At 41.8% G+C, this 20,825-nt stretch carries 24 protein-coding genes; 12 read left to right on the forward strand and 12 right to left on the reverse strand.

Annotated elements, in window-relative coordinates:
- Positions 1-139: 139 nt before the first annotated feature.
- Together IGI78_RS07715 and dat are read left to right on the forward strand one after the other, a co-directional pair.
- Positions 140-1,237 (forward strand): AI-2E family transporter, encoded by a 1,098-nt coding sequence (locus tag IGI78_RS07715; RefSeq protein WP_195265167.1) that lies wholly within the window; start codon positions 140-142, stop codon positions 1,235-1,237.
- Between the two features lie 132 nt (positions 1,238-1,369).
- Positions 1,370-2,224 (forward strand): D-amino-acid transaminase, encoded by an 855-nt coding sequence (dat, locus tag IGI78_RS07720; RefSeq protein WP_140965578.1) that lies wholly within the window; start codon positions 1,370-1,372, stop codon positions 2,222-2,224.
- Between the two features lie 98 nt (positions 2,225-2,322).
- Here dat and IGI78_RS07725 read toward each other — a convergent pair whose 3' ends face one another.
- Complete coding sequence (locus IGI78_RS07725) at positions 2,323-2,496, reverse strand: hypothetical protein (RefSeq protein ID WP_005236169.1); 174 nt, start codon at positions 2,494-2,496, stop codon at positions 2,323-2,325.
- A complete protein-coding gene (locus IGI78_RS07730) occupies positions 2,496-3,161 on the reverse strand; it encodes an NAD(P)H-dependent oxidoreductase (RefSeq protein ID WP_140965579.1) in 666 nt (221 codons plus the stop codon). The genes IGI78_RS07725 and IGI78_RS07730 overlap by 1 nt, the downstream gene beginning before the upstream one ends.
- 164 nt (positions 3,162-3,325) lie before the next feature.
- Between IGI78_RS07730 and IGI78_RS07735 the strand changes: the two genes are divergently transcribed.
- The 4 genes from IGI78_RS07735 to IGI78_RS07750 all read left to right on the forward strand — a co-directional run bounded on the left by IGI78_RS07735 (position 3,326) and on the right by IGI78_RS07750 (position 7,318).
- Entirely contained in the window at positions 3,326-3,508 is a 183-nt protein-coding gene (locus IGI78_RS07735; protein ID WP_077453460.1) for a hypothetical protein, read from the forward strand.
- Positions 3,509-3,678: 170 nt separating this feature from the next.
- On the forward strand, positions 3,679-4,461 hold the full coding sequence (locus IGI78_RS07740; RefSeq protein ID WP_195265166.1) for a MurR/RpiR family transcriptional regulator: 783 nt from the start codon (positions 3,679-3,681) through the stop codon (positions 4,459-4,461).
- A gap of 103 nt (positions 4,462-4,564) precedes the next feature.
- The gene (gene malX, locus IGI78_RS07745; protein WP_195265165.1) at positions 4,565-6,127 is read left to right on the forward strand and encodes a maltose/glucose-specific PTS transporter subunit IIBC; all 1,563 of its coding nucleotides are present in this window, start codon (positions 4,565-4,567) and stop codon (positions 6,125-6,127) included.
- Between the two features lie 30 nt (positions 6,128-6,157).
- Entirely contained in the window at positions 6,158-7,318 is a 1,161-nt protein-coding gene (locus IGI78_RS07750) for a MalY/PatB family protein (RefSeq protein ID WP_195265164.1), read from the forward strand.
- Positions 7,319-7,380: 62 nt separating this feature from the next.
- Here the strand turns inward: IGI78_RS07750 and IGI78_RS07755 are convergent, their stop codons facing one another.
- Entirely contained in the window at positions 7,381-7,551 is a 171-nt protein-coding gene (locus IGI78_RS07755; RefSeq protein ID WP_081118717.1) for an aldo/keto reductase, read from the reverse strand.
- Between the two features lie 185 nt (positions 7,552-7,736).
- On the reverse strand, positions 7,737-9,137 hold the full coding sequence (locus IGI78_RS07760) for a C69 family dipeptidase (RefSeq protein WP_195265163.1): 1,401 nt from the start codon (positions 9,135-9,137) through the stop codon (positions 7,737-7,739).
- Between the two features lie 165 nt (positions 9,138-9,302).
- Between IGI78_RS07760 and IGI78_RS07765 the strand changes: the two genes are divergently transcribed.
- The 3 genes from IGI78_RS07765 (at position 9,303) to IGI78_RS07775 (ending at position 10,791) form a co-directional block, all read left to right on the forward strand.
- On the forward strand, positions 9,303-9,722 hold the full coding sequence (locus IGI78_RS07765; RefSeq protein ID WP_195265162.1) for a DUF4430 domain-containing protein: 420 nt from the start codon (positions 9,303-9,305) through the stop codon (positions 9,720-9,722).
- A complete protein-coding gene (locus IGI78_RS07770) occupies positions 9,706-10,251 on the forward strand; it encodes an ECF transporter S component (protein WP_081118714.1) in 546 nt (181 codons plus the stop codon). Before IGI78_RS07765 ends, IGI78_RS07770 begins: the two co-directional genes overlap by 17 nt.
- A gap of 168 nt (positions 10,252-10,419) precedes the next feature.
- Positions 10,420-10,791: a hypothetical protein gene (locus IGI78_RS07775; protein WP_077453452.1), complete on the forward strand. Its 372-nt coding sequence runs from the start codon at positions 10,420-10,422 to the stop codon at positions 10,789-10,791.
- A gap of 89 nt (positions 10,792-10,880) precedes the next feature.
- On the opposite strand, the gene IGI78_RS07780 is transcribed toward IGI78_RS07775, so the two are convergent.
- Positions 10,881-11,153 carry a hypothetical protein gene (locus IGI78_RS07780; protein ID WP_005226206.1) on the reverse strand — a complete coding sequence of 91 codons (273 nt, stop codon included), beginning with the start codon at positions 11,151-11,153 and terminating at the stop codon, positions 10,881-10,883.
- A gap of 135 nt (positions 11,154-11,288) precedes the next feature.
- On the opposite strand from IGI78_RS07780, the gene IGI78_RS07785 reads away from it, so the two are divergent.
- Positions 11,289-11,486, forward strand: coding sequence for a hypothetical protein (locus IGI78_RS07785; RefSeq protein WP_005236143.1), 198 nt, complete (start codon positions 11,289-11,291; stop codon positions 11,484-11,486).
- 36 nt (positions 11,487-11,522) lie between these two features.
- Here IGI78_RS07785 and IGI78_RS07790 read toward each other — a convergent pair whose 3' ends face one another.
- From IGI78_RS07790 to rsxC, 3 genes are read right to left on the reverse strand one after another with little or no spacing between them, the layout of a single operon-like run.
- Entirely contained in the window at positions 11,523-12,095 is a 573-nt protein-coding gene (locus IGI78_RS07790; RefSeq protein WP_081118713.1) for a hypothetical protein, read from the reverse strand.
- Between the two features lie 23 nt (positions 12,096-12,118).
- Positions 12,119-13,189 carry an RnfABCDGE type electron transport complex subunit D gene (locus tag IGI78_RS07795; protein ID WP_195265161.1) on the reverse strand — a complete coding sequence of 357 codons (1,071 nt, stop codon included), beginning with the start codon at positions 13,187-13,189 and terminating at the stop codon, positions 12,119-12,121.
- A complete protein-coding gene (rsxC, locus tag IGI78_RS07800; protein ID WP_195265160.1) occupies positions 13,182-14,519 on the reverse strand; it encodes an electron transport complex subunit RsxC in 1,338 nt (445 codons plus the stop codon). Before rsxC ends, IGI78_RS07795 begins: the two co-directional genes overlap by 8 nt.
- 184 nt (positions 14,520-14,703) lie before the next feature.
- Between rsxC and IGI78_RS07805 the strand changes: the two genes are divergently transcribed.
- Positions 14,704-16,638, forward strand: coding sequence for a heavy metal translocating P-type ATPase (locus IGI78_RS07805; protein WP_369907635.1), 1,935 nt, complete (start codon positions 14,704-14,706; stop codon positions 16,636-16,638).
- A 32-nt stretch (positions 16,639-16,670) separates the two neighbouring features.
- Here the strand turns inward: IGI78_RS07805 and IGI78_RS07810 are convergent, their stop codons facing one another.
- Together IGI78_RS07810 and IGI78_RS07815 are read right to left on the reverse strand one after the other, a co-directional pair.
- Positions 16,671-17,114 (reverse strand): hypothetical protein, encoded by a 444-nt coding sequence (locus IGI78_RS07810; protein ID WP_077453448.1) that lies wholly within the window; start codon positions 17,112-17,114, stop codon positions 16,671-16,673.
- 120 nt (positions 17,115-17,234) lie between these two features.
- The gene (locus tag IGI78_RS07815; RefSeq protein ID WP_369907636.1) at positions 17,235-17,762 is read right to left on the reverse strand and encodes an HdeD family acid-resistance protein; all 528 of its coding nucleotides are present in this window, start codon (positions 17,760-17,762) and stop codon (positions 17,235-17,237) included.
- 137 nt (positions 17,763-17,899) lie between these two features.
- Between IGI78_RS07815 and IGI78_RS07820 the strand changes: the two genes are divergently transcribed.
- A complete protein-coding gene (locus IGI78_RS07820) occupies positions 17,900-18,394 on the forward strand; it encodes a hypothetical protein (RefSeq protein ID WP_195265153.1) in 495 nt (164 codons plus the stop codon).
- Positions 18,395-18,457: 63 nt separating this feature from the next.
- Here the strand turns inward: IGI78_RS07820 and IGI78_RS07825 are convergent, their stop codons facing one another.
- Both IGI78_RS07825 and IGI78_RS07830 read right to left on the reverse strand, forming a co-directional pair.
- Positions 18,458-19,054 carry a nitroreductase family protein gene (locus IGI78_RS07825; RefSeq protein ID WP_195265151.1) on the reverse strand — a complete coding sequence of 199 codons (597 nt, stop codon included), beginning with the start codon at positions 19,052-19,054 and terminating at the stop codon, positions 18,458-18,460.
- A 114-nt stretch (positions 19,055-19,168) separates the two neighbouring features.
- Positions 19,169-20,620, reverse strand: a complete 1,452-nt coding sequence (locus IGI78_RS07830; protein WP_349702306.1) for an NAD-dependent succinate-semialdehyde dehydrogenase — start codon at positions 20,618-20,620, stop codon at positions 19,169-19,171.
- Between the last annotated feature and the right edge of the window lie 205 nt (positions 20,621-20,825).

Below are 20,825 nucleotides of genomic sequence, written 5' to 3' on the forward strand. Positions count from 1 at the left end.
AAAAAATTAAATTAATTGAAAGTTTGCTATGGAAAACGTGGATTTTTGAAAAAAATCTTCTTGAAATCATCCTTCGTTTTTAAAATTATGCTAAACTGAAAGAAGTTGAATTATTTTCTAGAATCAGGAGGATTTATTATTGGAGTTTCTTAAAAAATCAAAAATTTTTGCAGGTCTAGTGATTGTCTGTCTCTTAGGGATCGCGGTCTGGATCTATTCAAATATACTGTTTGTCTTTCGACCACTGGAAGCCATCTTCTCTAGTGTCTTTTTACCAGTATTGATCTCGATTTTTATTTTTTACATCTTTTTACCTTTCTTTAATTGGGTAAAAAGAAGGACGAAAAAGAAAAGCATTGCGCTGTATGCGACACTGTTGTTGATCGTTTTTGCAGCTTATTTGATCATTCAGGTGATTGGACCAGCATTAGCCTATGAGATGGGGCGTTTTATCAATCAAATTCCCATCATCATCAATTTGGTGATCGATACTATTGATCATTCTTATTTAGAAGAATTATTTGGTCCTTTTATTGATTCGATTGATATTTCCCAAGCTAGCAACTTTGCCTTACAGTTTATTACCGGGGCAACCAATAGTCTGACGAGTTTGATCTCCATCGTTTCTCATTCAGCGATCGTCTTGTTTACGATCCCACTGTTATTAGTGTATATGTTTAAAGACGGTGAGAAAGTTCCTGATTTTTTGGCAAGTAAGACACCGAAAAACTATCAAGGCTTAATGCGACAACTTTGTAGTGATTTCCATCAAGCAGCGTCAGCGTACATTGGTGGGAAATTGTTGGTTTGTTCTTACGTTGCAGTTTCTAGCTATTTGATTTTTTCTTTGCTAGGTTTGCAGAATGCGTTGCTTTTAGGCTTGATTTGTGGTGTTCTGGACATTATTCCTTATTTTGGTCCCTTTATCGGAGCGGCACCAGCCTTTTTATTTGCGTTAAGTCAAGATATTCGAACAGCTATTTTTCTGATTGTCGGAATCACGATCATTCAGTTAGGTGAATCGTATCTTGTTTCACCATTAGTAATGAAAAAAGTATTGCATATCCATCCAATCATTGCGGTGTTTTTATTATTGATCGCTGGCAACTTGCTTGGATTTGTGGGCATGATCGTGGCACTGCCAGTGTATTCGATCGTGATGGCAATGTCTGGTACATTGTTGCGCTTTTTTCAGGAGCGGAAATTAGAACGATCTGTAATTGATAAGGATTCATAATAACGAAAATGTTCTACCTTGCTGTTGGAGCGATCTCCATCAGCAGGTTTTTTTGTTTTTAAGCACTACGTAGCATGGCTTCAAGACAAATGCTATACTTATTGAAACGAGAAGGACGATAGGAGTGAGGAAATGAAGGTTTTATGGAATGATCAAATCGTTGATCGAGAAGCGGTGAAAATTGACATTGAAGATCGCGGGTATCAGTATGGTGACGGAATCTATGAAGTGATTCGAATCTATAATGGTCGCTGCTTTATGTTAGGGGAACATATGACTCGCTTAGAAAGTAGTGCGCAAAAAATTAAGCTGACGTTGCCTTATACGATTTCCCAATTAACTGAAAACCTTAAGTTACTGGTTAAAACCGAAGGAATCACAGAAGGAGAGATCTATCTTCAAATCACCAGAGGAATCACCTCTCCCCGCAATCACGAGTTTCCGTCTGCTGGAGCAGTCAAAGGAGTCGTAACCGCAAATGTGATCCCCTTTGAACGACCTCAGGAAATGCAGCATGCAGGGCTATCTGCGACTGTTCTTCCAGATGAGCGGTGGTTGCATTGTGATATCAAATCATTGAGCTTGTTAGGGAATCTGTTAGCGTTAGATCAAGCGATCGAAGCGGGGTTCGATGATGCACTCCTTCAACGAGATGGCTTTTTCACGGAAGCTTCAGCATCAAATCTCTGGTTTGTCATTGATGGTATCGTCTATACGCATCCCGATGGACGCTTAGTACTACCAGGTATCACGAAAATGAAGGTGCTACAGTTGTGTCAGCAATTAGAAATTGCTTATCGAGAAGAACCTGTCCCTGTTGATGCACTAAGCAACGTGCAAGAGTGTTTTTTGACCAATTCTGTCTGGGAAATTGTCCCTATCGTCAATGTAGATGGGAAATCAGTTGGCAATGGCACTTTGGGTTCGATCACGAAACGTTTGCAAGCAGCCTATATCGCTGCTACAAAGAGTACGTGCGAATCCTAGTTAACAAGCAAAAGAAACGATGCAAAAAACTTTGGCCCACCCAGCATGTTTTATGGCTAGGTGAACCAAAGTTTTTTTCTTGGATACAAGTGCAGATTTTACCATTCACTAGGATTCCACAATTTTCCGTCAAGTTCTCCTTGTTTCAATTCGATTCGAATTTCTTGCTGATGAAGCAACTTCTCTAGTTCTTGCAAAAATGCTTTTTCGTGATAGTCAGCTGTTTCTTTTATTGACTGCTCTATCAGTGGCTTTAGCCATTCGTGATCCATCACAGCACCTCCAATTCAGTTAAAGCATCTTCTAATTCGGTCAACGTTTCATGGTTTTCCTGCAGCAGTGATAGCAAAGGAGCAAGCTGCGGTTTTTCAGAAACCAAATGCGCCAGTTTCTCGCTAAACCATTGTTGCTTTTGATCAAATGTAAAGGGAGCCGGCATTGATAACAATTGTTGATAGGCAATGACAAAGGCTCGTTTCTCTTGCTCTGTTTTATACATCAGTTGATCGAGGACAATGATGGGGAGTACCGTCATTTGGTGTTTTTTTGCCATAAGTACCAGTGGGTGTAAAATTTCATTGAAGGTCGTATTTTCTCGGCCACCTAGCTGAAATTCTTTGGCGGCAACGCCAGTAGAAACGGCGAAACTGATTTCCTTGCCCGCCAATGCAGGAGCGCATTTTTCCCAAACCGTATCAATCCAATCTTTCATTTTTGCTGGAACGCTGTACCAATATAAGGGGAATTGTAAAACCAAACGATCGCATATTTGCAGCAGCATCCGTTCATCGGCAAGAGAAAAATCGGAAAGACCATCAAGAAAATGCATGGTGACGTTAGGAAGCTTGGCACTTTCACTAAAGAATCGTTGGGAAAGCGAATTGTGGAAATCCGGATGGCTGGCTACCACTAAAGTTTTTATCATGAGACTGATCATCCTTTCCTATTACATGTACCATATTTTACCAAAAAGAGAAACTAGTCTGCTTTTCTTTTTGTCTAAGTTCTTCTCTTTTAGTTTTGTTTAAGGTACTTCTTTTATACTTGTTATAAGAAAAAGCCAGTAGCGGCTTAAGCGTGATAGAAATGGGGGAATAGAGGATGGAATCAAATGATCCCTTGATGAAAGGTCTAGCAACTATAATAAGGATCGTTGCAAATACAGTGAACTATGTCGAAAATGGACTTGCCAGTTGCAAACAACGAATTGATGGAAAGCGTCATACGCAAGAAAATGATTACGGCAACGGGCAAGAGTTTACTGAAGTGACTGTCTACAGATGACCGATGCAGAGACAATAACAAAGATGGCTCACTCATCAAAGGGTGAGTCCTTTTTTTTATTTCAAGCCATTCATCATCAGTTTGTACTTTTGTTGAGGGAAGGTATAATGAGTAAATGAAGCATAGTGGAGACGGAAGAATGAAGCAATAGTAGAGAGGAGAAGCAGGTGATGAATCATTTATATAAACGAATCCAATACAAAATTCCAGAGCTGAACCGAGTAGAAAGAACGGTCCTTAACTATTGTTTAAGGGCACCCGAGAAAGTTTCAGAAATGACGGCCGATGAGTTAGCTTCCCAAACGTACACCAGTCAAGCGACGATCAGCCGAATGGCAAAAAAACTTGGCTTTACCGGTTTTCAAGAATTCAAATTTTCACTGAAGAATTATCAAACTCTTGAAAGAAAATCATCTACTCAAGCTTCTCTTGGTTTATCCCCACTGATCAAGCAAATGATTGACCAGCTGACGACATCCTTATCAATGATCGAAGAAGCCGACTTTCAGCGTGCCGTGGAAATGCTTCAGCAAGCACAACGAATCGAATTTTTTGCTTTAGGGCAAAGTGCGCCGGTTGCATTATCTGCGAGTCGAAAGTTGCGGTTTTTAGGAAAAACGGTTGGCGCTTCAACGGATTGGGATGAATTGACAACCATCGCTAATCAACTATCAAAAAAAGATATCGCTATTTTTGTTAGTCATAGTGGGGAAACGATCGGGATGCTAAATTATGCTAACCGGTTGAAACAAAGAGGTGTGCCAATTTTAGCCTGTATTGGTCAACCAAAAAGCACGTTGGAGAAGCTTGCCACCTTCTCTTTTCCTGTTGAAATGACAGCGATTTATCATCATGAAGTCGATTTGAGCCCACGGATCTCTTTAGCAGCGTTACTGGATATTTTAATTATTCAATACGCCAATCAAATCGAAGAAGTACTTGATCCTGAATGACCATTCCATTTTGTGAATGGTCATTCTTGTTTTGGTAACTGTATTGTAAGCCTTCTTGATATCGTTTACATTTTAAGAGACAAAAGTGTTAGGAGGAAATGATATGCAAAAAGGGAAGAAAGCAAGCTGGATGGAAATTTTTCAAGGACTTGGGAAAACATTTATGTTGCCAGTCGCTTTACTCGCATTCATGGGTTTATTTTTAGGGATTGGTAGTTCATTTTCATCTTCTTCAACGATCGATGTTTTCCCGTTTTTAGGTGCCCCTTGGCTCCAAGTGGTTTTTCGTTTCATGTCAACGATCGGTGGGTTTGCCTTTAGTTACTTACCCGTCATGTTTGCGATGGCGATTCCTTTAGGTCTAGCAAGAAAAGAGAAGGGAGTTGCGGCATTTTCAGGCTTTGTGGGCTATGTCGTGATGCATTTATCCATCAATTTTTATTTACAAGAAACGAATCAATTAGCTACTGCAGATCAACTACGAGAAGCAGGACAAGAGATCGTTTTTGGCATTCAAACATTATCAATGGGAGTTCTAGGTGGTATTATCGCAGGATTGATCGTTTATAAATTGCATATGCGCTTTTACCATTTTCAATTGCCAGATAGTTTTGCATTCTTTTCAGGAGCACGTTTTGTTCCAATCATCACCTCGCTTACTTTAGCTGTGGTTGGGGTGATCATTCCGATGATTTGGCCGTTGTTTGCTATGATCATCACAGGAATCGGACATTTAATTCAACAAGCTGGTCCATTCGGTCCGTTCTTATTTGGTTCAGGTGAACGCTTATTACTGCCATTTGGGTTACACCATATTTTGGTTTCCATGATTCGTTTTACCGAAGCAGGGGGAAGTCAGCTGATCGATGGTCAGCAAGTCTTTGGGGCGTTGAATATTTTTTATGCGGAATTACAAAACGGCTTAAGTATCTCACCAAGTGCAACGGCGTTCTTGTCTCAAGGGAAGATGCCAACCTTTATGTTTGGTTTACCGGCAGCAGCATTAGCTATGTACCAGACGGCAAAACCTGAGAATCGTTCAAAAATAAAAGGCTTATTGATTTCAGGCGTCATTGCAACTTTTGTGACAGGAATTACTGAACCAATCGAATTCTTATTCTTATTCATCAGCCCTTTATTATGGATTTTTCATGTAATCATGACAGGTGCTGGATTTATGGTAATGAGTCTATTGGGTGTCACGATTGGAAATACCGATGGGGGCGTGCTTGATTTTCTTATCTTTGGCGTGATGCAAGGCGCATATACAAAATGGTGGCTCGTTCTGATCGTAGGAGCTTGCTGGTTTGCCCTGTATTACATTGTTTTTAAAACAGTGATCCTTCGTAAGAATTTGAAAACACCTGGCCGAGAAGACAACAACGAGCAACAGAATGAGATGGAAGATGAAAAGACGTATTCTGGAAAAAGTGGCTATGATGCCCATGGCATTTTGGCAGCTTTAGGGGGAGCAAGTAATATTGACTCTTTGGACAATTGCATTACACGGCTACGCCTGGTGTTAACTGATGGTTCACTGGTTGATGATGAACGGTTAAAAAAACTAGGTGCGCTTGGAGTCGTTCACTTAGATGATACTAACGTTCAAGTAATCATTGGAACGAAAGTAACAACAGTCAGAAATCAACTTGATGCGATTCTTTAGCAAAATTGTCAAGTAGTAGGAGTGAAGAAAATGTTTTTTGATGAACCAATCAATCGTAAAGGAACCCAGTGTACTCAGTGGGATTATGTTGAAGACCGTTTTGGTGAAAAAAACTTGTTGCCATTTACGATTTCCGATACGGATTTCAAGGTGCCAGCTGCAGTTGAAGCGGCACTTATCAAGCGAATGCAACACCCGGTTTTTGGGTATACACGTTGGAATCATAATGAATTCAAGCAAGCGGTCTGCAAATGGTATTCTGAACGTTTTAACAGCATGATCAAAAGCGATTGGCTGGTCTATAGTCCTTCCGTTATGTATAGCGTTAAACAGCTCGTCACCCTACTCAGTGATCCAGGAGATGGGATCATTATTCAGACGCCAGCGTATGATGCGTTTTATAAAATGATCAAAGAGAACAAAAGAAAAATCGTACCTAATGCACTCATCTATGATGCCAACTCGTACCGCATTGATTTTGAAGAGCTAACAAGATTGATGGCACAGCCTGAAAATAAAGTTCTTCTCCTCTGTAGTCCTCATAACCCAACTGGGAGAGTCTGGCAAAAGGATGAGTTGCAACGAATGATCGAATTGGCGAGAACCCATGAAGTATTTATCATCTCTGATGAGATCCATATGGACATTGTAAGAAAAGGACAAAGGCATCAACCAATCATTGATTTGTTGCAAAAAAATGTAGCCCTTGTTACTTCGGGAAGCAAAACGTTTAATTTTCCAGGGTTGATTTATTCTTATGGAATCATTCCTGATTCCAAGTTGCGTGATCGCTTCTTAACTCAGTTAAAAGAAGCCGATGGGTTGAGCTCCACCAGTATTTTTGGCATGACCGCAACGATTGCTGCCTACGATAATGAAAGTAAGTGGGTGGATCAGCTCAATGACTATCTGGATGGTAACATTGCTTATGTGATCGCTTATTTACAGGAACATCACCCAGAACTCGTGGTCACGAAAAGTGAAGCCACGTATCTTATGTGGATTGATTGTACAGCAATGGGTTTAACGATGGCAGAATTGCAGCAACGAATGATTCGTAAGGGAAAAGTTGCGATTATGTCAGGGGAAATCTATGGGAAAGAGGGGAGAAATTTTTTGCGCCTAAACATTGGCTGTTCGCGAGAAAAACTCATTGATGGCTTGAAACGATTCACATTGAGTTTGACCTAACAAAAAGAACCCACTGAGCAATCAGAAAGATCCTGTATTCTTTCTGATCGCCAGTGGTTTTTTTAGTCTTTCGTCGTGCGGGGAGTCATTGCAGTAGTAACGGGGAGTGGTTCAACGACATGGAAATAACCTTCTTTGTCTTGAATGATCAGCATATCTTGCTGACTCTTGCTCTTGATGATCTCACCTTTAACAATTTCGTTGGTGACAGTCCGATAAATGCTTGTAGTCATGTTCATTCCTCCCAACGGTTTTTACCAATTGGTCTTCCATAGGGGGACCAGTACAAATCAATTGCTTGATTTGTACCAGCAAGGAAAAAGAAAACGAATTGGTATCTTTAGTATAGGAGAGCAATGTTTAGATTGCTGCAATTCCATGTAAAGTTTTTGTTAATCCTTTTATTTTCAGCGATTGACTAATCGGCTAAAGAAAAACGCAAGGCCATTTTATTACTGCCAGACTCCACCATTTTTCCTAGTAACGTTGTTGCATTTTTTAAATACAGTTCAGCCATCTCAGCGTTGGCTTCTTCAAGCAGACGAGTAGGCTCATTTTCAGCGGAAGCTTTACAATCAGTTTCTTGTTGGATGCGGCGACAAGCCGCCATCGTTTCCATTTCAAAACGGTTGGCAAGATCACTATAGCGATCGTAGTCGCTGTCCCCAATCAACGCCAAGGTGCGTCCTAACCAATAGCTATTTGTTGGATCGTAGGTCTTTGCCGTATCGCAATAGCCAAGTGGGGTCTTAGTGATAGCTGCATAAAATGGCACAACGCCGTTGAAGGTATTGGGACCAAAGGCGAGCCAATGAATGCCAGCGATTGCTGCAGGCACGTGGTTGCGGATCTGCAAAATATGGACTTGCTGGTTGCGATTGAGAGCAATCGATCGGAATTGTGTTTTTTGTGTCTCGGTCCCTGTACCGTAAGGGTCAAAAGGCGTATTTTGGAAGTGGGAGCTCAATGCCCATTTTACATCTTCCACGGATAGCTTTTGTTTTGGGTAGCATACAAACGGGAGCTCTTGATCGATCGGTTCAGCAGCTGTTCCGCTAAAGTGTTTTTGAATGTACCATGCCCGCGGGTTATTGTAACGGGTATCTTTTTCTGATGAGCTGCCAAAAATATGGCGTAGATTGATACCTTCAAAATCAGGATTTAATTGATAGTCTTCAATCAACTGTTCGAGATCCTGCGAACACAATGTCATTTCTGAGGCGAAATCGAAGTGATCAATGTTTAAGCGATTGGGTGCCACGACATAGGCATCATCGGGTAGGCGAACAGCTGCCCAGTGATGTCCACCGATGGTTTCCATATACCAAATTTCCTCGGCATCAGAAAACGCGATCCCGTTGGCTTCATAGGTACCATAGGTTTCTAAGAGTTCCCCTAAGCGCAAAACACCTTCTTTAGCGGAATGGATGTAAGGCAGTACGATGCTGACGAAATCAGCTTCCCCGATACCATCTTCCACATATGGATCAATAGCCAAAACGCGTGAATTGGTTGTGATCGTTTCTGTCGCAGTCATGGCGATATTTTCTTCATTGATTCCTGAAGCTGCCCAGACTCCTTGGGATTCATCTGCTTCAGGTGTCGAAGTATAACGTAAGGGATCCTTAGGTAAACGGATTCGACAGCCGCTTAAAACGGCGTAAAATTCATTTCCTTGCTGTTCTGGAGTGATAACGACGAATTTTTGCGGTTCCGAACCGCTTCCAGAATCTTCATTACGGGCAATCATGGTCGAGCAGTCGATCGATGCTTTTTTTCCTACTAGTAAAGTGGTACAGGACGCTTTTTTTCTATCCATCTTTCCAACACTCCTTCATTTCTTCTTACGAATGATTGAAGCTAGTATACCCATAGTCTCATGGTTTTACAATGCTTTCTATAGAGAGGAACAAAAATATTTCGCCTTTTTTATTTATTTTTAGTACAATAAGGTGTTGTAAAAATAATCAAAGGAGCCATTATTATGAAGAAAACAGTTATCTTTAGTTATATTTTTTTACTTAGTCTGGTTTTTGCCGGTTGTGCCAAACCATCGATGGATGCGGGAAACTCCTCCAGTGACTCTTCGTCAGTCCAACAAAATGCAGAAGAGCGCACTGCCCAAATCAGCTTCAATAATAAAAGTGAAGAGCAAGACCAGAAGATTGAAACCAAAACGGTCACTTTTAAAGAAGGGGTTTCTTTGATGACCATCATGAAAGACAACTTTGACTTGGAAGAAAATCAAGGGATGATCACCAGCATCGACGGTTTAGCGCAAGATGAAAAAGCTGGCTATTATTGGACGTATACAATCAATGATGAAATGATTACAACTGGGGCGGATGATACCTTTTTAGGAAACAACGATAAAGTGGTTTTCACGTATGAAAAATTCGAATAAACCACTTCCATTTGCTGGAAAAGAAATTGCTTATTTAGGGCTGCTTGTGGCAGCGGCCGTCGTCGGCAGGACTCTTTTTCAACCCTTACCCAATGTTCAACCAATGACGGTGATCTTTTTATTAGTAACCATCCATTTAGGTCTTCGTCGTGGATTGATCGTTTGTCTGCTCTCGATGCTGATTACCAATTTTTACATGGGAATGGGAATATGGACGATTGCCCAATTGATTAGCTATGCCGTCGTAATTTTTGGAATGTATCTATTATCAAAAAGCAAACTGTTTATGAAAAAGTTGTATTTACAAGTCATTTATAGTGTATTTGCAGGTTTTGCGTATGGCTTTGTGATTTCTTGGATCAGTGTCAAGCTTTATGGGTTTCCCAGCTTTTGGGCTTATTACTTTCAAGGATTGAGCTTTGATGCCCTGCACGCAGTAGGCAATGGCATTTTTTATTTGTTACTAGCACCGATCTTTCTACGGCTTTTCCAACACTACTATCCAAAGAAAAAAAGCGAAGGGCACTAAGCGCTTCGCTTTTTTGTTGCGTTTGCTAGTGTCAGGCAAAAACGTCCATGACTAGAGGAAAAGTCTTTGACGATCAAATGAGATAAAAGGGGCTATGTGAGGAAACAAGCAGGCATATTGTTGTGCAAAAGCGGTTTCTGCAGGTATCCTTAAGGTATCTAAGGAAGGATGTGGCTTTTGATGAAATGGATCGTGAAAAAAGATGATTTAGAAAGCTACCGCGCGAAGTTCCATGGAAAACTGGCTGGTTATGCCGAGGAAGCCAAAGTGATTGCCCTGCCAACCCCAAAGTATTTTATCGTGGTGGTTGACGAAGAAAAAATCCACTTGATTCAGTTAGATCTGCAATTTCATGAAAAAGGGATGCAGACAATTATGATCCATGAGATCACAAAATTACAACTAGGCGGTGTGGTAAATAAAAAAGTCCAGATTCAGACACCTTCGACCACGGTCAAATTAATGATCAAACCGTTGGCGATCGGTATCAAAGAGGAGCAAAAAGCCTTGATCGATCGGTTTACCAGAATGTCGCGATAGACTTCGGAGGAATAGTGAGGAAAATCAGCTGGATTTTTTTCAGAAAAAAAGCAAGGGCAGTTGCCTGCACTTGCTTTTCGTGAGTCCTCTTATTCTGGCGTACCGACGATTTTAATAAACTCATCGATATTCTTGATTTTCATATGCTTGATCACTAACTGTTCCCGCTTGTTCCATTTCCCTTCGACTTCTAATTGGTATTTATTTAATGGAAGGCGTAAGACATAGCTGGCTAAGTAGCGATCCTTAATAATACAATTTACGATTTTGTGGTCTTCTAAAAGTTGGATACCTGTCAGCATCATTGGCGTTTCTTGAAAAACACGGCTATTGACTAACAATCCAGTGTGGGTTTCGTTCATGGAATCTTCCTTTCTGACAAACCTAGGGTAAATCATCTTTCTGTCTGTTATGTTACCTGATTTGCATCAGAAAGGCAATTCCTATAGTAAATCCTCGTTATTAAGTACCATGTAAAAAGAAAGGGGGCAAAAGGAATGGTTGGGTATAATCGTTTCTCAAATGAGTTTCAAAAGGCTTCGAAAGAACTCCGTGAAGGGAAGAAGTCCAAAAATGCCAATAAAGGGCTGCGAACCCGACAAAAAATCGCTGCTGAAAAAGAACAAAAAGCACAAAATGCTTTTTCAACTGGTTTTTTGATCGGTTCCTTCAGAGAGTTATTCCGCAAAAAATAAGCAAGTTCCGCTGCCAAGGCGGGACTTGCTTTTTGTTTAGAATAAATAGTTGAAGAAGACACCGTTGAGAAAGGAAAAGCTCAGATAAAATAGAAAAAGTGTTACGATATCCAGTGGGAGACCTTTTAGAATTGGCGGAATTGCGGCAATTTGATTCCGTGTATGAACCCCTGACAAAGCACAAGAAAAGAGGAAATACATGCCTACAGCAACAAATAAATTGGTTAAATAATCGGTATAGGGAAATTGGGTCACAGTGGCGACCGTCAGCAAGAGCACACTGACTAGGATCGTTTTTTTTAGATCAGTCGTCAAGAAATGCTTTTTTGCAGGAACGATCAGTAAACACAAGCCCGCCGCGATCAAGGCGATGATGGCAGCACTTACCAAGTTGGTGACCACTTGATTGCCATAGACGAAACGATTTTGAAGTAAAAGATAAAAGCTTAACCCACTGAACAAGTAAGCGACCGCAATGATCCCTGAGAGGAAAACCACCCGTGTCGTCACGTTCGGTTTTTTCTCTTTGACGGTCGGCGCCAAATTTTGACAGGCGTAATTTGTGAGTAGAATGACTAGAAAGACCACTAGCCGATTGGCGATCATCATAAGGAACCCTCCTTTTTTGCGATTTAGCTCATAATTTTAAGGTTGAACGGGGTCTTTTTTCCTTCCCCTAATATGCGAAGGCGTAAGAAGCGATCAATAAGTGGGGTGAAACAATTCATGATCAAGATGGCATAGCTCATGCCTTCATTCGTAAAACCAAAGAAACGGAAGAGCACAACGAGGAGGCCAACGCCTAAGGCAAAAAGATTTTCTCCTGCTTTTGTTCCTGGGGTCGAAGAATAATCAGTCGCCATATAGATGGCACCCAACATGGCACCACCACTGATGATATGACCGATGATCGTTTGCCAACTGCCAGTAAAAAGTCCTTCTGGACCAAGGATAAAAGCAAAGAGCCCGATCGTCGCAAAGATAATCAATGGGATACGAGGGGAGATGATTTTCTTGTAAACCAGAAAAATTCCACCCAACAGTAAAAGTAAGGCACTGGTTTCACCGATTCGCCCCCCGGTAAATCCTAAAAAGGCATCCACTAGTTCAGAACCGCTTAAGGTGTCCCCGGCCTTCATGACAGCTAACGGCGTAGCACCGGAAACGACATCGTTCGCCGTAGCTTGCGAAACCACATCAGGAGCAATGCTGCCAAAAGGTGGATCTGGCCAACTGATCAAAAACATCTGGTTATAAAACAAGCCAATCAACAGGGCGCGACCGCCAAGGGCTGGATTTAAAAAGTTATAGCCGATACCGCCAAAAAATTCTTTGACGATGATCACGGCAAACGCCACCCCGATCACTGGGAAATACCAAGGTGCGGTCGGTGGAAGATTCATCGTTAAAAGCAATGCCGTCACAACGATGCTTAGATCGAAACGAAATGGCCGTTTGATGAGGTAGGACCAAATTCCGTCGGCGGCAAACGCCGTGGCTAACGCAATGAAAAACAACCCATATACCTTGAGCCCGAAAAGATAGCCAGAGAATAAAACTGCTGGTAATAGGGCTAGTACCACACACCCCATGATCTTAATGGTCTCGTCATTGCTACGAATATGGGGGCTGGGGGGCGTTTCTTGACTTTTCCGCTGTTGAAAGAGGCGCTCACTATCAGAATCCTTGTAGTAATCAGGCACTTTCCTTCGCCTCCTTTTGCAGCTGGGCAACTTTGCCTTTTGCGGCAGTGATATTGGCAGCTAAGGAACGTTTGGCTGGGCAGACGAAGGTACAGGCACCACAATTGATACATGCTTCTGCCAACAGTTCTTCACATTTTTGATAATCCCCCGCTCGATAAAACTGATCGATCTCCATCGGCATCAGGCGCATCGGACAAGCTTCGACACATTTATTGCAACGAATGCAGGGGTTTTCGGCATAGAGCCAATCGGTTTCTTCATTAAAAACAACGATGCCGTTGCTGCCTTTGGTGACCGGAACTTTCAAGGTTTTGACGGATTTTCCCATCATTGGTCCACCAAGAATCAATTTGCTGGGGGCGCCTTGAAAGCCGCCGGCAAAGTCGATCAATTCTCCTGCGAGTGTTCCTAACGGATTTTTGACGATGCAGGGATTTTGAACATCGCCGGTAACGGTTGTATAGCGTTCAATCAACGGTTTGTCATAACAGACCGCTTCGGCGATGGCAAAGCTGGTGGCAACATTGATCAAGACGATGCCAATATCGGCAGTCAAACCACCTAATGGCACCTCTTGATCGGTCAATAACTCTACTAACTGCTTTTCACCACCGGTTGGATAAACAGTTGGGACAGTAACGACTTCTATCGTGTCATCCTCTGCACTTGCGGCTTGCATGGCTGAAATGGCTCTTGGTTTGTCATCTTCGATGCCTATTATAATTTTTGGACCAGCTAATAATTTTTGGGCGATCTTTGCGCCGTGAATGATTTTTTTGGCTTCTTTTTGCATTAAGAAAGCATCACTGCGTAGGAACGGTTCACATTCAGATCCATTTAAGATCAAAGTATGGATTTTTTTTGTTTCATCAATACTGAATTTGACATGGGTGGGAAACGTTGCACCGCCTTTGCCGGCGATGCCGCCTTGACGGATTTTGTTGAGGATGGTTTCGTTAGCGGCAGATTGCCAGTCGAAGGAGACAGACAAAAAATCATTTTGATAAGCATAATCATTTTCAATGATGATGGTTTTTCCTTCTTCATTGTTTTGATTCGGCCAATCGACCATGTCGACGATTTTACCCGAAACAGATGCATGAATTTTGGCAGATACAAACGCATCAGTCTCAGCAATCACTTCCCCTTGTTTGACGTAATCGCCAACGGAAACGATCGGTTCCACCGGGGCACCGATATGTTGTGCTAAAGGGATAAAAACCATCGTGGGTGAAAAGGTAAGAATTTCATCTTGTTCGATCATTAATTTTTCTTTTAACATTTTTAATGGGGGACTTAGTGAAATACCGCCAGTAAATGTTCTCATAACCAACACTCCTTTCTCTCCTAAGTTTATTCTAGCATGCCGTAAAGAATCACAAAACCCAAAACGCTTACATTTCACAAGAAAAACTTATTTCGGTTGACATATGATTGTTTGTTCATATATAATAAGTGTATAAATATGATTGGTTGTTCATATGTTAGATGGACTAGAGGAGGTTTTGATGATGGCTGAACATACTTGTCAACATAATCACACAAAAACGGAGGGAAATTCTCATACTCACGATCATGGGACTCTTCCGCGTAACGTTTATTTTGCAGGCTTACTGCTCTTTATACTGGCACTTTTTGTTCCGAACCAATGGGTGAAAGATGGTTTTTATTTTGCAGCGGTTTTATTAGCGGGCTATCACATTTCTTGGGAAGGGATCGAAGATACCATAAAAAGTACCAGAGCCAATCGGCGCTTCACACCGAATGTACATCTTTTGATGTTGTTGGCAGCGATTGGTTCCATGGTCATAGGAAATTTTAATGAAGCCGCTTTGTTGATTTTGATTTTTGCAGGTGCTCACTTCTTAGAAGAATACGCCGAGGGACAAAGTCGAAGAGAAATCACCAATCTTCTCAAACTGAATCCCACGGAAGCCCGCTTGATGGGTCCAGATGGAAAAACCAAAAAAATTGCCGCTTCAGAGATAAAAAAAGGGGATATTTTGCAAGTGCTGCCTGGTGATCAGTTAGCAACAGATGGCGTAATTCTTTCTGGAACGAGTGCCATCAATGAAGCCTCGATCAATGGGGAAAGTATTCCTCGAGAAAAGACTACAGGAGACGAAGTCTATGGGAGTACGATTAATGGAAACGGCACATTTTTGATGGAAGTCACGAAAGACAGCTCTGAAACAGTCTTCGCAAAAATTCTTTCAGTGGTGGAAGCGGCGCAATCAAATCAATCACCGACCGAAACACGAATCAAAAAAATCGAACCAATCTATGTAACAGTTGTTTTCATTGCAGTCCCTTTGTTCATTTTGACTGCACCGTTTCTATTTGGTTGGGATTGGTATACAAGTTTTTATCGTGGGATCGTAATGATGATTGCCGCTTCTCCTTGTGCTTTAGCGGCAAGCGCTGTCCCTGCTAGTTTGTCGGCGATCTCAAATTTAGCAAAAAAAGGGATTCTTTTTAAAGGGAGCAATTACTTGACTAATTTTGCTCAGATCAAAGCGGTGGCTTTTGACAAAACGGGAACATTGACTGTCGGAAAACCTACAGTCACGGAAGCCGTTTTCGCTGATACGATCGATCGAGCAGAGGCAGCAGCGGTCATCGTTTCGATGGAAAAGCAAGCCAACCACCCATTAGCAGATGCGATCGTTACTTATTTCGAGAAAACAGAGAAAATACGAGAAATCGAACAGTTGACTGTCACAAACGAGATTGGTTCCGGGTTAGGTGCCGTCGCAGGAACAAAAACCTATCGATTAGGAAAAAGAACCGAAAACACCCAGTTCACAGGTTTGATGGAGCAACAGTACCGTCAATTGGAAGCGCAAGGAAAAACAATGGTCGTGTTTTCCATCAACGAAGAGGTTACGGCGATCATCGCATTGATGGATGAGCCGAACGAACAGGCAGCTTCTGTGATTCATTATTTGAAAAATGAAGGTATCCATACTGTTATGATCACCGGAGACAGTGCCTCTGCTGGTGAAGCAATCGGTCAGCGCTTAAAGGTTGACCAAGTGGCTGCCAATGTTTTGCCTGAGAACAAAGCGGAAGCGGTACGAGCACTCCAAGAAGCATACGGACAAACCGCCATGGTGGGTGATGGTATCAATGATGCTCCTGCACTCGTTCAAGCAGACATCGGCTTTGCGATGGGGGAAGGGTCAGATGTTGCGATTGAAGTAGGAGACGCAGTGATCATGAAGAATGACCTTTCACGTTTTGCATATGCCTATCGCTTAGCGAAGAAGATGGATCGGATCATTTGGCAAAATATTTTCTTCTCCATGTTTATCGTCGCGTTATTAGTCGGCTTGAATCTATTCGGCATGATGAACATTGGGTTGGGGGTATTTGCCCATGAAGGCAGTACATTGATTGTATTGTTCAACGGGTTGCGCCTTTTGCGTAAACTGCCAGAAGCATAAAAAAAGCGGCTATCGAAAGATAGCTGCTTTTTTTAATGACTGAATTGTGTCGAAGTTGGAAAATCAAAGGCATCGATTTTTTGTAATCGATTTTCGATCCTTCTTAGAATTCCTTCAGAGGATTCTAACGGTTTGATTGCATGATAAGCAGTCAGCAATAGGACTTTTTCTTTAGCAGGACGATTTTCGATGCGATAGATATTTGCTAACCGCTCAACATATTCGTAATGACTATAGTCCGTTTTATTGATCAAGAAATGCAAGAGATCTTTTGCTTTCGCATAGTCTTCTTGAAGATAGAAACTGATCGCTTCACGATACAATTTGATATCAAGTTCTTCGATTTGGTCTGGATTCGCTTTTAACGCACGCCACTCATTGATCGAGATTTTTCGTACGACTTTGCCAGTTGCATCGGTCAAAAAAATTACCGGCACATCATTTGGATGTTTTGCTTCTTGCTTGATTTTCTTCATGTCGCACCTCCCGCCTCTCAATGGACTGACTGTTTGATATCTCCTATTTTAAAAGGAATAGCGGGAAAAGTCTACATGTAGATGTTAGATTCAAAGGAAATTTTAAAACATTCTCATTTATTAAGCTCTTTTTCGTTGAAAATGGTTAACAGCGTCGGATGCCCCCATGAAAATCAAGATACCACCAAAAATTTGGAAGAACAGGAGCCAAGTCGCAAATGGATTTAATACAAGAACGAGTCCAGCAGCAATAATCAAGAGACTGATGATTAAGCTCGTGATGTAAGGTAAGCCAATGCGTTTTTGGTTAAAGCTTGCCATTAAGCGGGTGCACCCGCTGATGGTGATCATGATTCCCAAGAAAAATGGTACGATAGCAAGTAACCCTTTAGCAAAAACTAAAATCGCAGCTGCAGCGATCAATAGTAAGATACCAGAGACCGATTGCACATTGTAATAGCCCTTTTGTTTTTCTTTGTAGCTCGTATACAAGCTGACGATCCCTAGACATGCGATGTATCCGGCAACAAGATAAACGATCGTGTTAAAGACAGATCGTGGTGCGATCAAGATAATGAAGCCGAAGACGATATATACGACGGCACGAAGCAAGTCATAGCGTTGTAATTTATCAAAAAATGCATTCATGATAATTCCTCCTTTTTTTCTTATTGTACCGAATTCTGGTGAAAATAGATATCAAAAAACCTAGGAAATAGGCTAAGCCTTTTGTAACAGATCATTTTTTGGTAAAATAGGGAAAAGAAAACAGAACGGAGAGTTTTATGAGTGGGTTAACGCTATTGATGTGTGCCTTTACGATCGTTTTGTACCTCTATTTATTGGTGGTACGCAAAGAGATTCACTTTATTGCTGTTGAGCGCAAACTAAGCAAAATCGCTATTACGATCTTTTCAGTAATGATTATCGGGTCCATGTTGATGATGGATGACCAATTGGATAATCAGGTGCGAGGAATCGTTTCAGGTTTTGTCTTTTTAAGCTTTGTGCTAGACAGCCGCGGGTTAGCCCTTGATCGAATTATTGTCCATCCAATGAGTATTAAAGGGGTACTGTACCAAGAGATCGATCGGGTCGTTTTATTTCAAGAAAAGGAAGGGCAGCCTATTAAGATGAACTATTTTCGAAAAGGGATGCGGGGACCATTAATGAAATTCAAACAGCCGTTAGCTGAATTAGTGGTTTTTTTGTCGGAGCACTTGAATGAAGGAACGCCGATCGATATTCTGGTCGACCATGATCAAGGAACCAACGACTAAAAGACCCTTGATTGCTGCCGTATGTGGCCGTAATCAAGGGTCTTTTTTAGGTCGCGCATTGGATTAATGGAACACGCGGAAGCGCTCATCATCACTTAGAAATTCTTTTTCGTTCGGTTCGCTTTCTTTTGAACCAAAGACTAGTTGCGCCCGCAATTGCCAATTTTCAGGAATTGACCATTCAGCTGCAACAGCGTCATCGATGACAGGGTTGTAATGCTGTAAGTTGGCACCTAATCCAGCTTCTTCTAAAGCGGTCCAAGCGTTCGCTTGAGCGATCCCATTCGATTGTTCCGCCCAAACCGGGAAGTTTTCTGCATAAAGGGCAAATTGGTCCTGCAAGTTCTTAACGGTATCTGTGTGAATAAAGAATAAAACGGTTCCGTAACCTGCTTTAAAGCCAGCAAGTTTTTGTTTTGTCGCTTCAAAAGCCTCGGGTGGTGTCAATGGTTCTAACGCAGCCTCTGTTAATGTCCACAGTTTTTCGTGGGCTTCGCCAAATAAAATTACAGCTCTTGGCGATTGTGCGTTAAACGCAGTTGGACTATTTTTCACTGCTTCTATCACAATGTCTTCGATTTCTGTGTCGGAAAGAGCAACATTTTTACCTAACCCATAGATTGAACGGCGTTGTTTGATCGTATCAAGAAATTTTGTCATCGTATTCCCACCTTTTCTATTGTCATAGAGTGAAGTATACATTCTTACTTAATGTTAGTAAAACAAAATGCTTTGTAAGAAAAAAAGTCAGGCAAACGCGCCTGACTTTTTTTCTTACTGGGCATCAATGGCGATAAATTTGACAGTCACATATTCTTCGGGACCATATTTGCCATTTTCACGACCAAAGCCAGAATGCTTGACGCCGCCGAAGGGAGCCGCCGGGTTTGAGATCGCGATGTCATTGACTCCAACCATCCCATATTGGAGGTTTTGGGCTACATCCGAGATTGTTTGCAGATTCGTTGAAAAGAAGTAGGAGGCTAGTCCAAATTCCGTATCATTTGCCGCAGCGATGACTGCTTGTCGATCCGTAAATGAGATCAATGGGATGACGGGTCCAAAGGTTTCTTCATAGTAAATAGTCATGTCAGGAGTGATGTCATCAATGACTGTCGGTGCAAAGAAATTGCCTTTCTCATATTCGCCTTCAGTAAGTTTTGTACCGCCACATAAGACTTCAGCCCCTTTGTTTACCGCATCTTCCAGCTGTTCGATAACTTTTTCAACGCCAGCTTGATTGATCAAAGGACCAACGGTGGGGTTATCAAGACCATTACCGACCGTTACGGTTTCCATTTTCGCTAATAGTTTTTTAGTAAAAGCGTCTTTGACGGATTCTTCGACAAAAATACGATTTGGTGACGTACAAACTTGACCGTTGTTACGGAATTTAGCTGCAACTAATTTTTCAGCAGCTAAATCTAAATCAGCATCGGCAAAAACAAGAAACGGGGCATGGCCGCCTAACTCCAATGAAACTTTTTTCAGAGTTGGTGCAGCTTGTTCATATAATTTCATCCCTACTTTCGTGGAGCCGGTAAAGGTGATTTTTTTGACTTGTTCATTCTCAGTCAATTCTTTCCCGATTTCAGAAGAATCCCCTAAGACGATATTGACGACTCCGTCAGGAAGGCCCGCTTGTTGAAAAAGTTCACCTAAAGCCAATGCTGATAATGGTGTTTCTTTAGATGGTTTCATAACCAGGGTACAGCCAACTGCCATAGCAGGCGCAATTTTTCTAGCAATCATATTGGACGGAAAATTCCAAGGTGTGATCGCACCAACAACGCCGATGGCTTCTTTGCGTACCAGCCAATGATTGTGTGCAGGAGCTGGAATCACTTCACCATAGACTCGTTGTGCTTCAGCAGCATTCCAACGGAAATTATCAACGTTGGATTGGATTTCTGCCTCCGCTTCCTTTAATGGTTTTCCTTGTTCCATACTCATAATCTTTGCCAGTCGGTCGCTTTCTTGCTCCATTAAATCTGCAATCTTGTTCATCAAATCGGCTCGTTCTCGAGGCGAACGTTTTGACCAGTCTGTGAAGGCTTTCGCGGCGGCATTGATCGCTTGCTTCGTTTCTTCGATCCCTCCTTGGCTGACTTTTACCAGTTCTTCATTCGTGGCAGGATTGGTAACCGAAACCGACTCTTTTGTTCCTTCAAGCCATTTTCCGTCAATCAATAACTTCGTGGGCACTTGTGGTAACTGTGGGTTCATTTTGGCACTTCCTTTCAATAATGGATTCTATTTCAACCGTAGCACGGATCAGAATAGATGACAATTCATATGCAAGTCTAATGATTCCCCAAATTTTCATAAAGAACCAGAGAGGAGATGTCCTGCTTCTATCATTTTATGGTAGAATAGAAAATAAGAATGTTTGTTCGATTCTTTTAAAAAAATAGTAAAAACATTCAAGGAG

Source organism: Enterococcus sp. DIV1767 (assembly GCF_050542585.1).
Lineage (GTDB): Bacteria > Bacillota > Bacilli > Lactobacillales > Enterococcaceae > Enterococcus_D > Enterococcus_D innesii.

Coding starts and splice junctions, on each gene's coding strand:
- dat (WP_140965578.1), top strand. CDS start 1,370: ATGAAGGTTTTATGGAATGATCAAATCGTTGATCGAGAAGCGGTGAAA.
- IGI78_RS07725 (WP_005236169.1), bottom strand. CDS start 2,496: ATGGATCACGAATGGCTAAAGCCACTGATAGAGCAGTCAATAAAAGAA.
- IGI78_RS07730 (WP_140965579.1), bottom strand. CDS start 3,161: ATGATCAGTCTCATGATAAAAACTTTAGTGGTAGCCAGCCATCCGGAT.
- IGI78_RS07735 (WP_077453460.1), top strand. CDS start 3,326: ATGGAATCAAATGATCCCTTGATGAAAGGTCTAGCAACTATAATAAGG.
- IGI78_RS07740 (WP_195265166.1), top strand. CDS start 3,679: ATGAATCATTTATATAAACGAATCCAATACAAAATTCCAGAGCTGAAC.
- malX (WP_195265165.1), top strand. CDS start 4,565: ATGCAAAAAGGGAAGAAAGCAAGCTGGATGGAAATTTTTCAAGGACTT.
- IGI78_RS07750 (WP_195265164.1), top strand. CDS start 6,158: ATGTTTTTTGATGAACCAATCAATCGTAAAGGAACCCAGTGTACTCAG.
- IGI78_RS07755 (WP_081118717.1), bottom strand. CDS start 7,551: ATGACTACAAGCATTTATCGGACTGTCACCAACGAAATTGTTAAAGGT.
- IGI78_RS07760 (WP_195265163.1), bottom strand. CDS start 9,137: ATGGATAGAAAAAAAGCGTCCTGTACCACTTTACTAGTAGGAAAAAAA.
- IGI78_RS07765 (WP_195265162.1), top strand. CDS start 9,303: ATGAAGAAAACAGTTATCTTTAGTTATATTTTTTTACTTAGTCTGGTT.
- IGI78_RS07770 (WP_081118714.1), top strand. CDS start 9,706: ATGAAAAATTCGAATAAACCACTTCCATTTGCTGGAAAAGAAATTGCT.
- IGI78_RS07775 (WP_077453452.1), top strand. CDS start 10,420: ATGTGGCTTTTGATGAAATGGATCGTGAAAAAAGATGATTTAGAAAGC.
- IGI78_RS07780 (WP_005226206.1), bottom strand. CDS start 11,153: ATGAACGAAACCCACACTGGATTGTTAGTCAATAGCCGTGTTTTTCAA.
- IGI78_RS07785 (WP_005236143.1), top strand. CDS start 11,289: ATGGTTGGGTATAATCGTTTCTCAAATGAGTTTCAAAAGGCTTCGAAA.
- IGI78_RS07790 (WP_081118713.1), bottom strand. CDS start 12,095: ATGATGATCGCCAATCGGCTAGTGGTCTTTCTAGTCATTCTACTCACA.
- rsxC (WP_195265160.1), bottom strand. CDS start 14,519: ATGAGAACATTTACTGGCGGTATTTCACTAAGTCCCCCATTAAAAATG.
- IGI78_RS07805 (WP_369907635.1), top strand. CDS start 14,704: ATGGCTGAACATACTTGTCAACATAATCACACAAAAACGGAGGGAAAT.
- IGI78_RS07810 (WP_077453448.1), bottom strand. CDS start 17,114: ATGAAGAAAATCAAGCAAGAAGCAAAACATCCAAATGATGTGCCGGTA.
- IGI78_RS07815 (WP_369907636.1), bottom strand. CDS start 17,762: ATGAATGCATTTTTTGATAAATTACAACGCTATGACTTGCTTCGTGCC.
- IGI78_RS07820 (WP_195265153.1), top strand. CDS start 17,900: ATGAGTGGGTTAACGCTATTGATGTGTGCCTTTACGATCGTTTTGTAC.
- IGI78_RS07825 (WP_195265151.1), bottom strand. CDS start 19,054: ATGACAAAATTTCTTGATACGATCAAACAACGCCGTTCAATCTATGGG.
- IGI78_RS07830 (WP_349702306.1), bottom strand. CDS start 20,620: ATGAACCCACAGTTACCACAAGTGCCCACGAAGTTATTGATTGACGGA.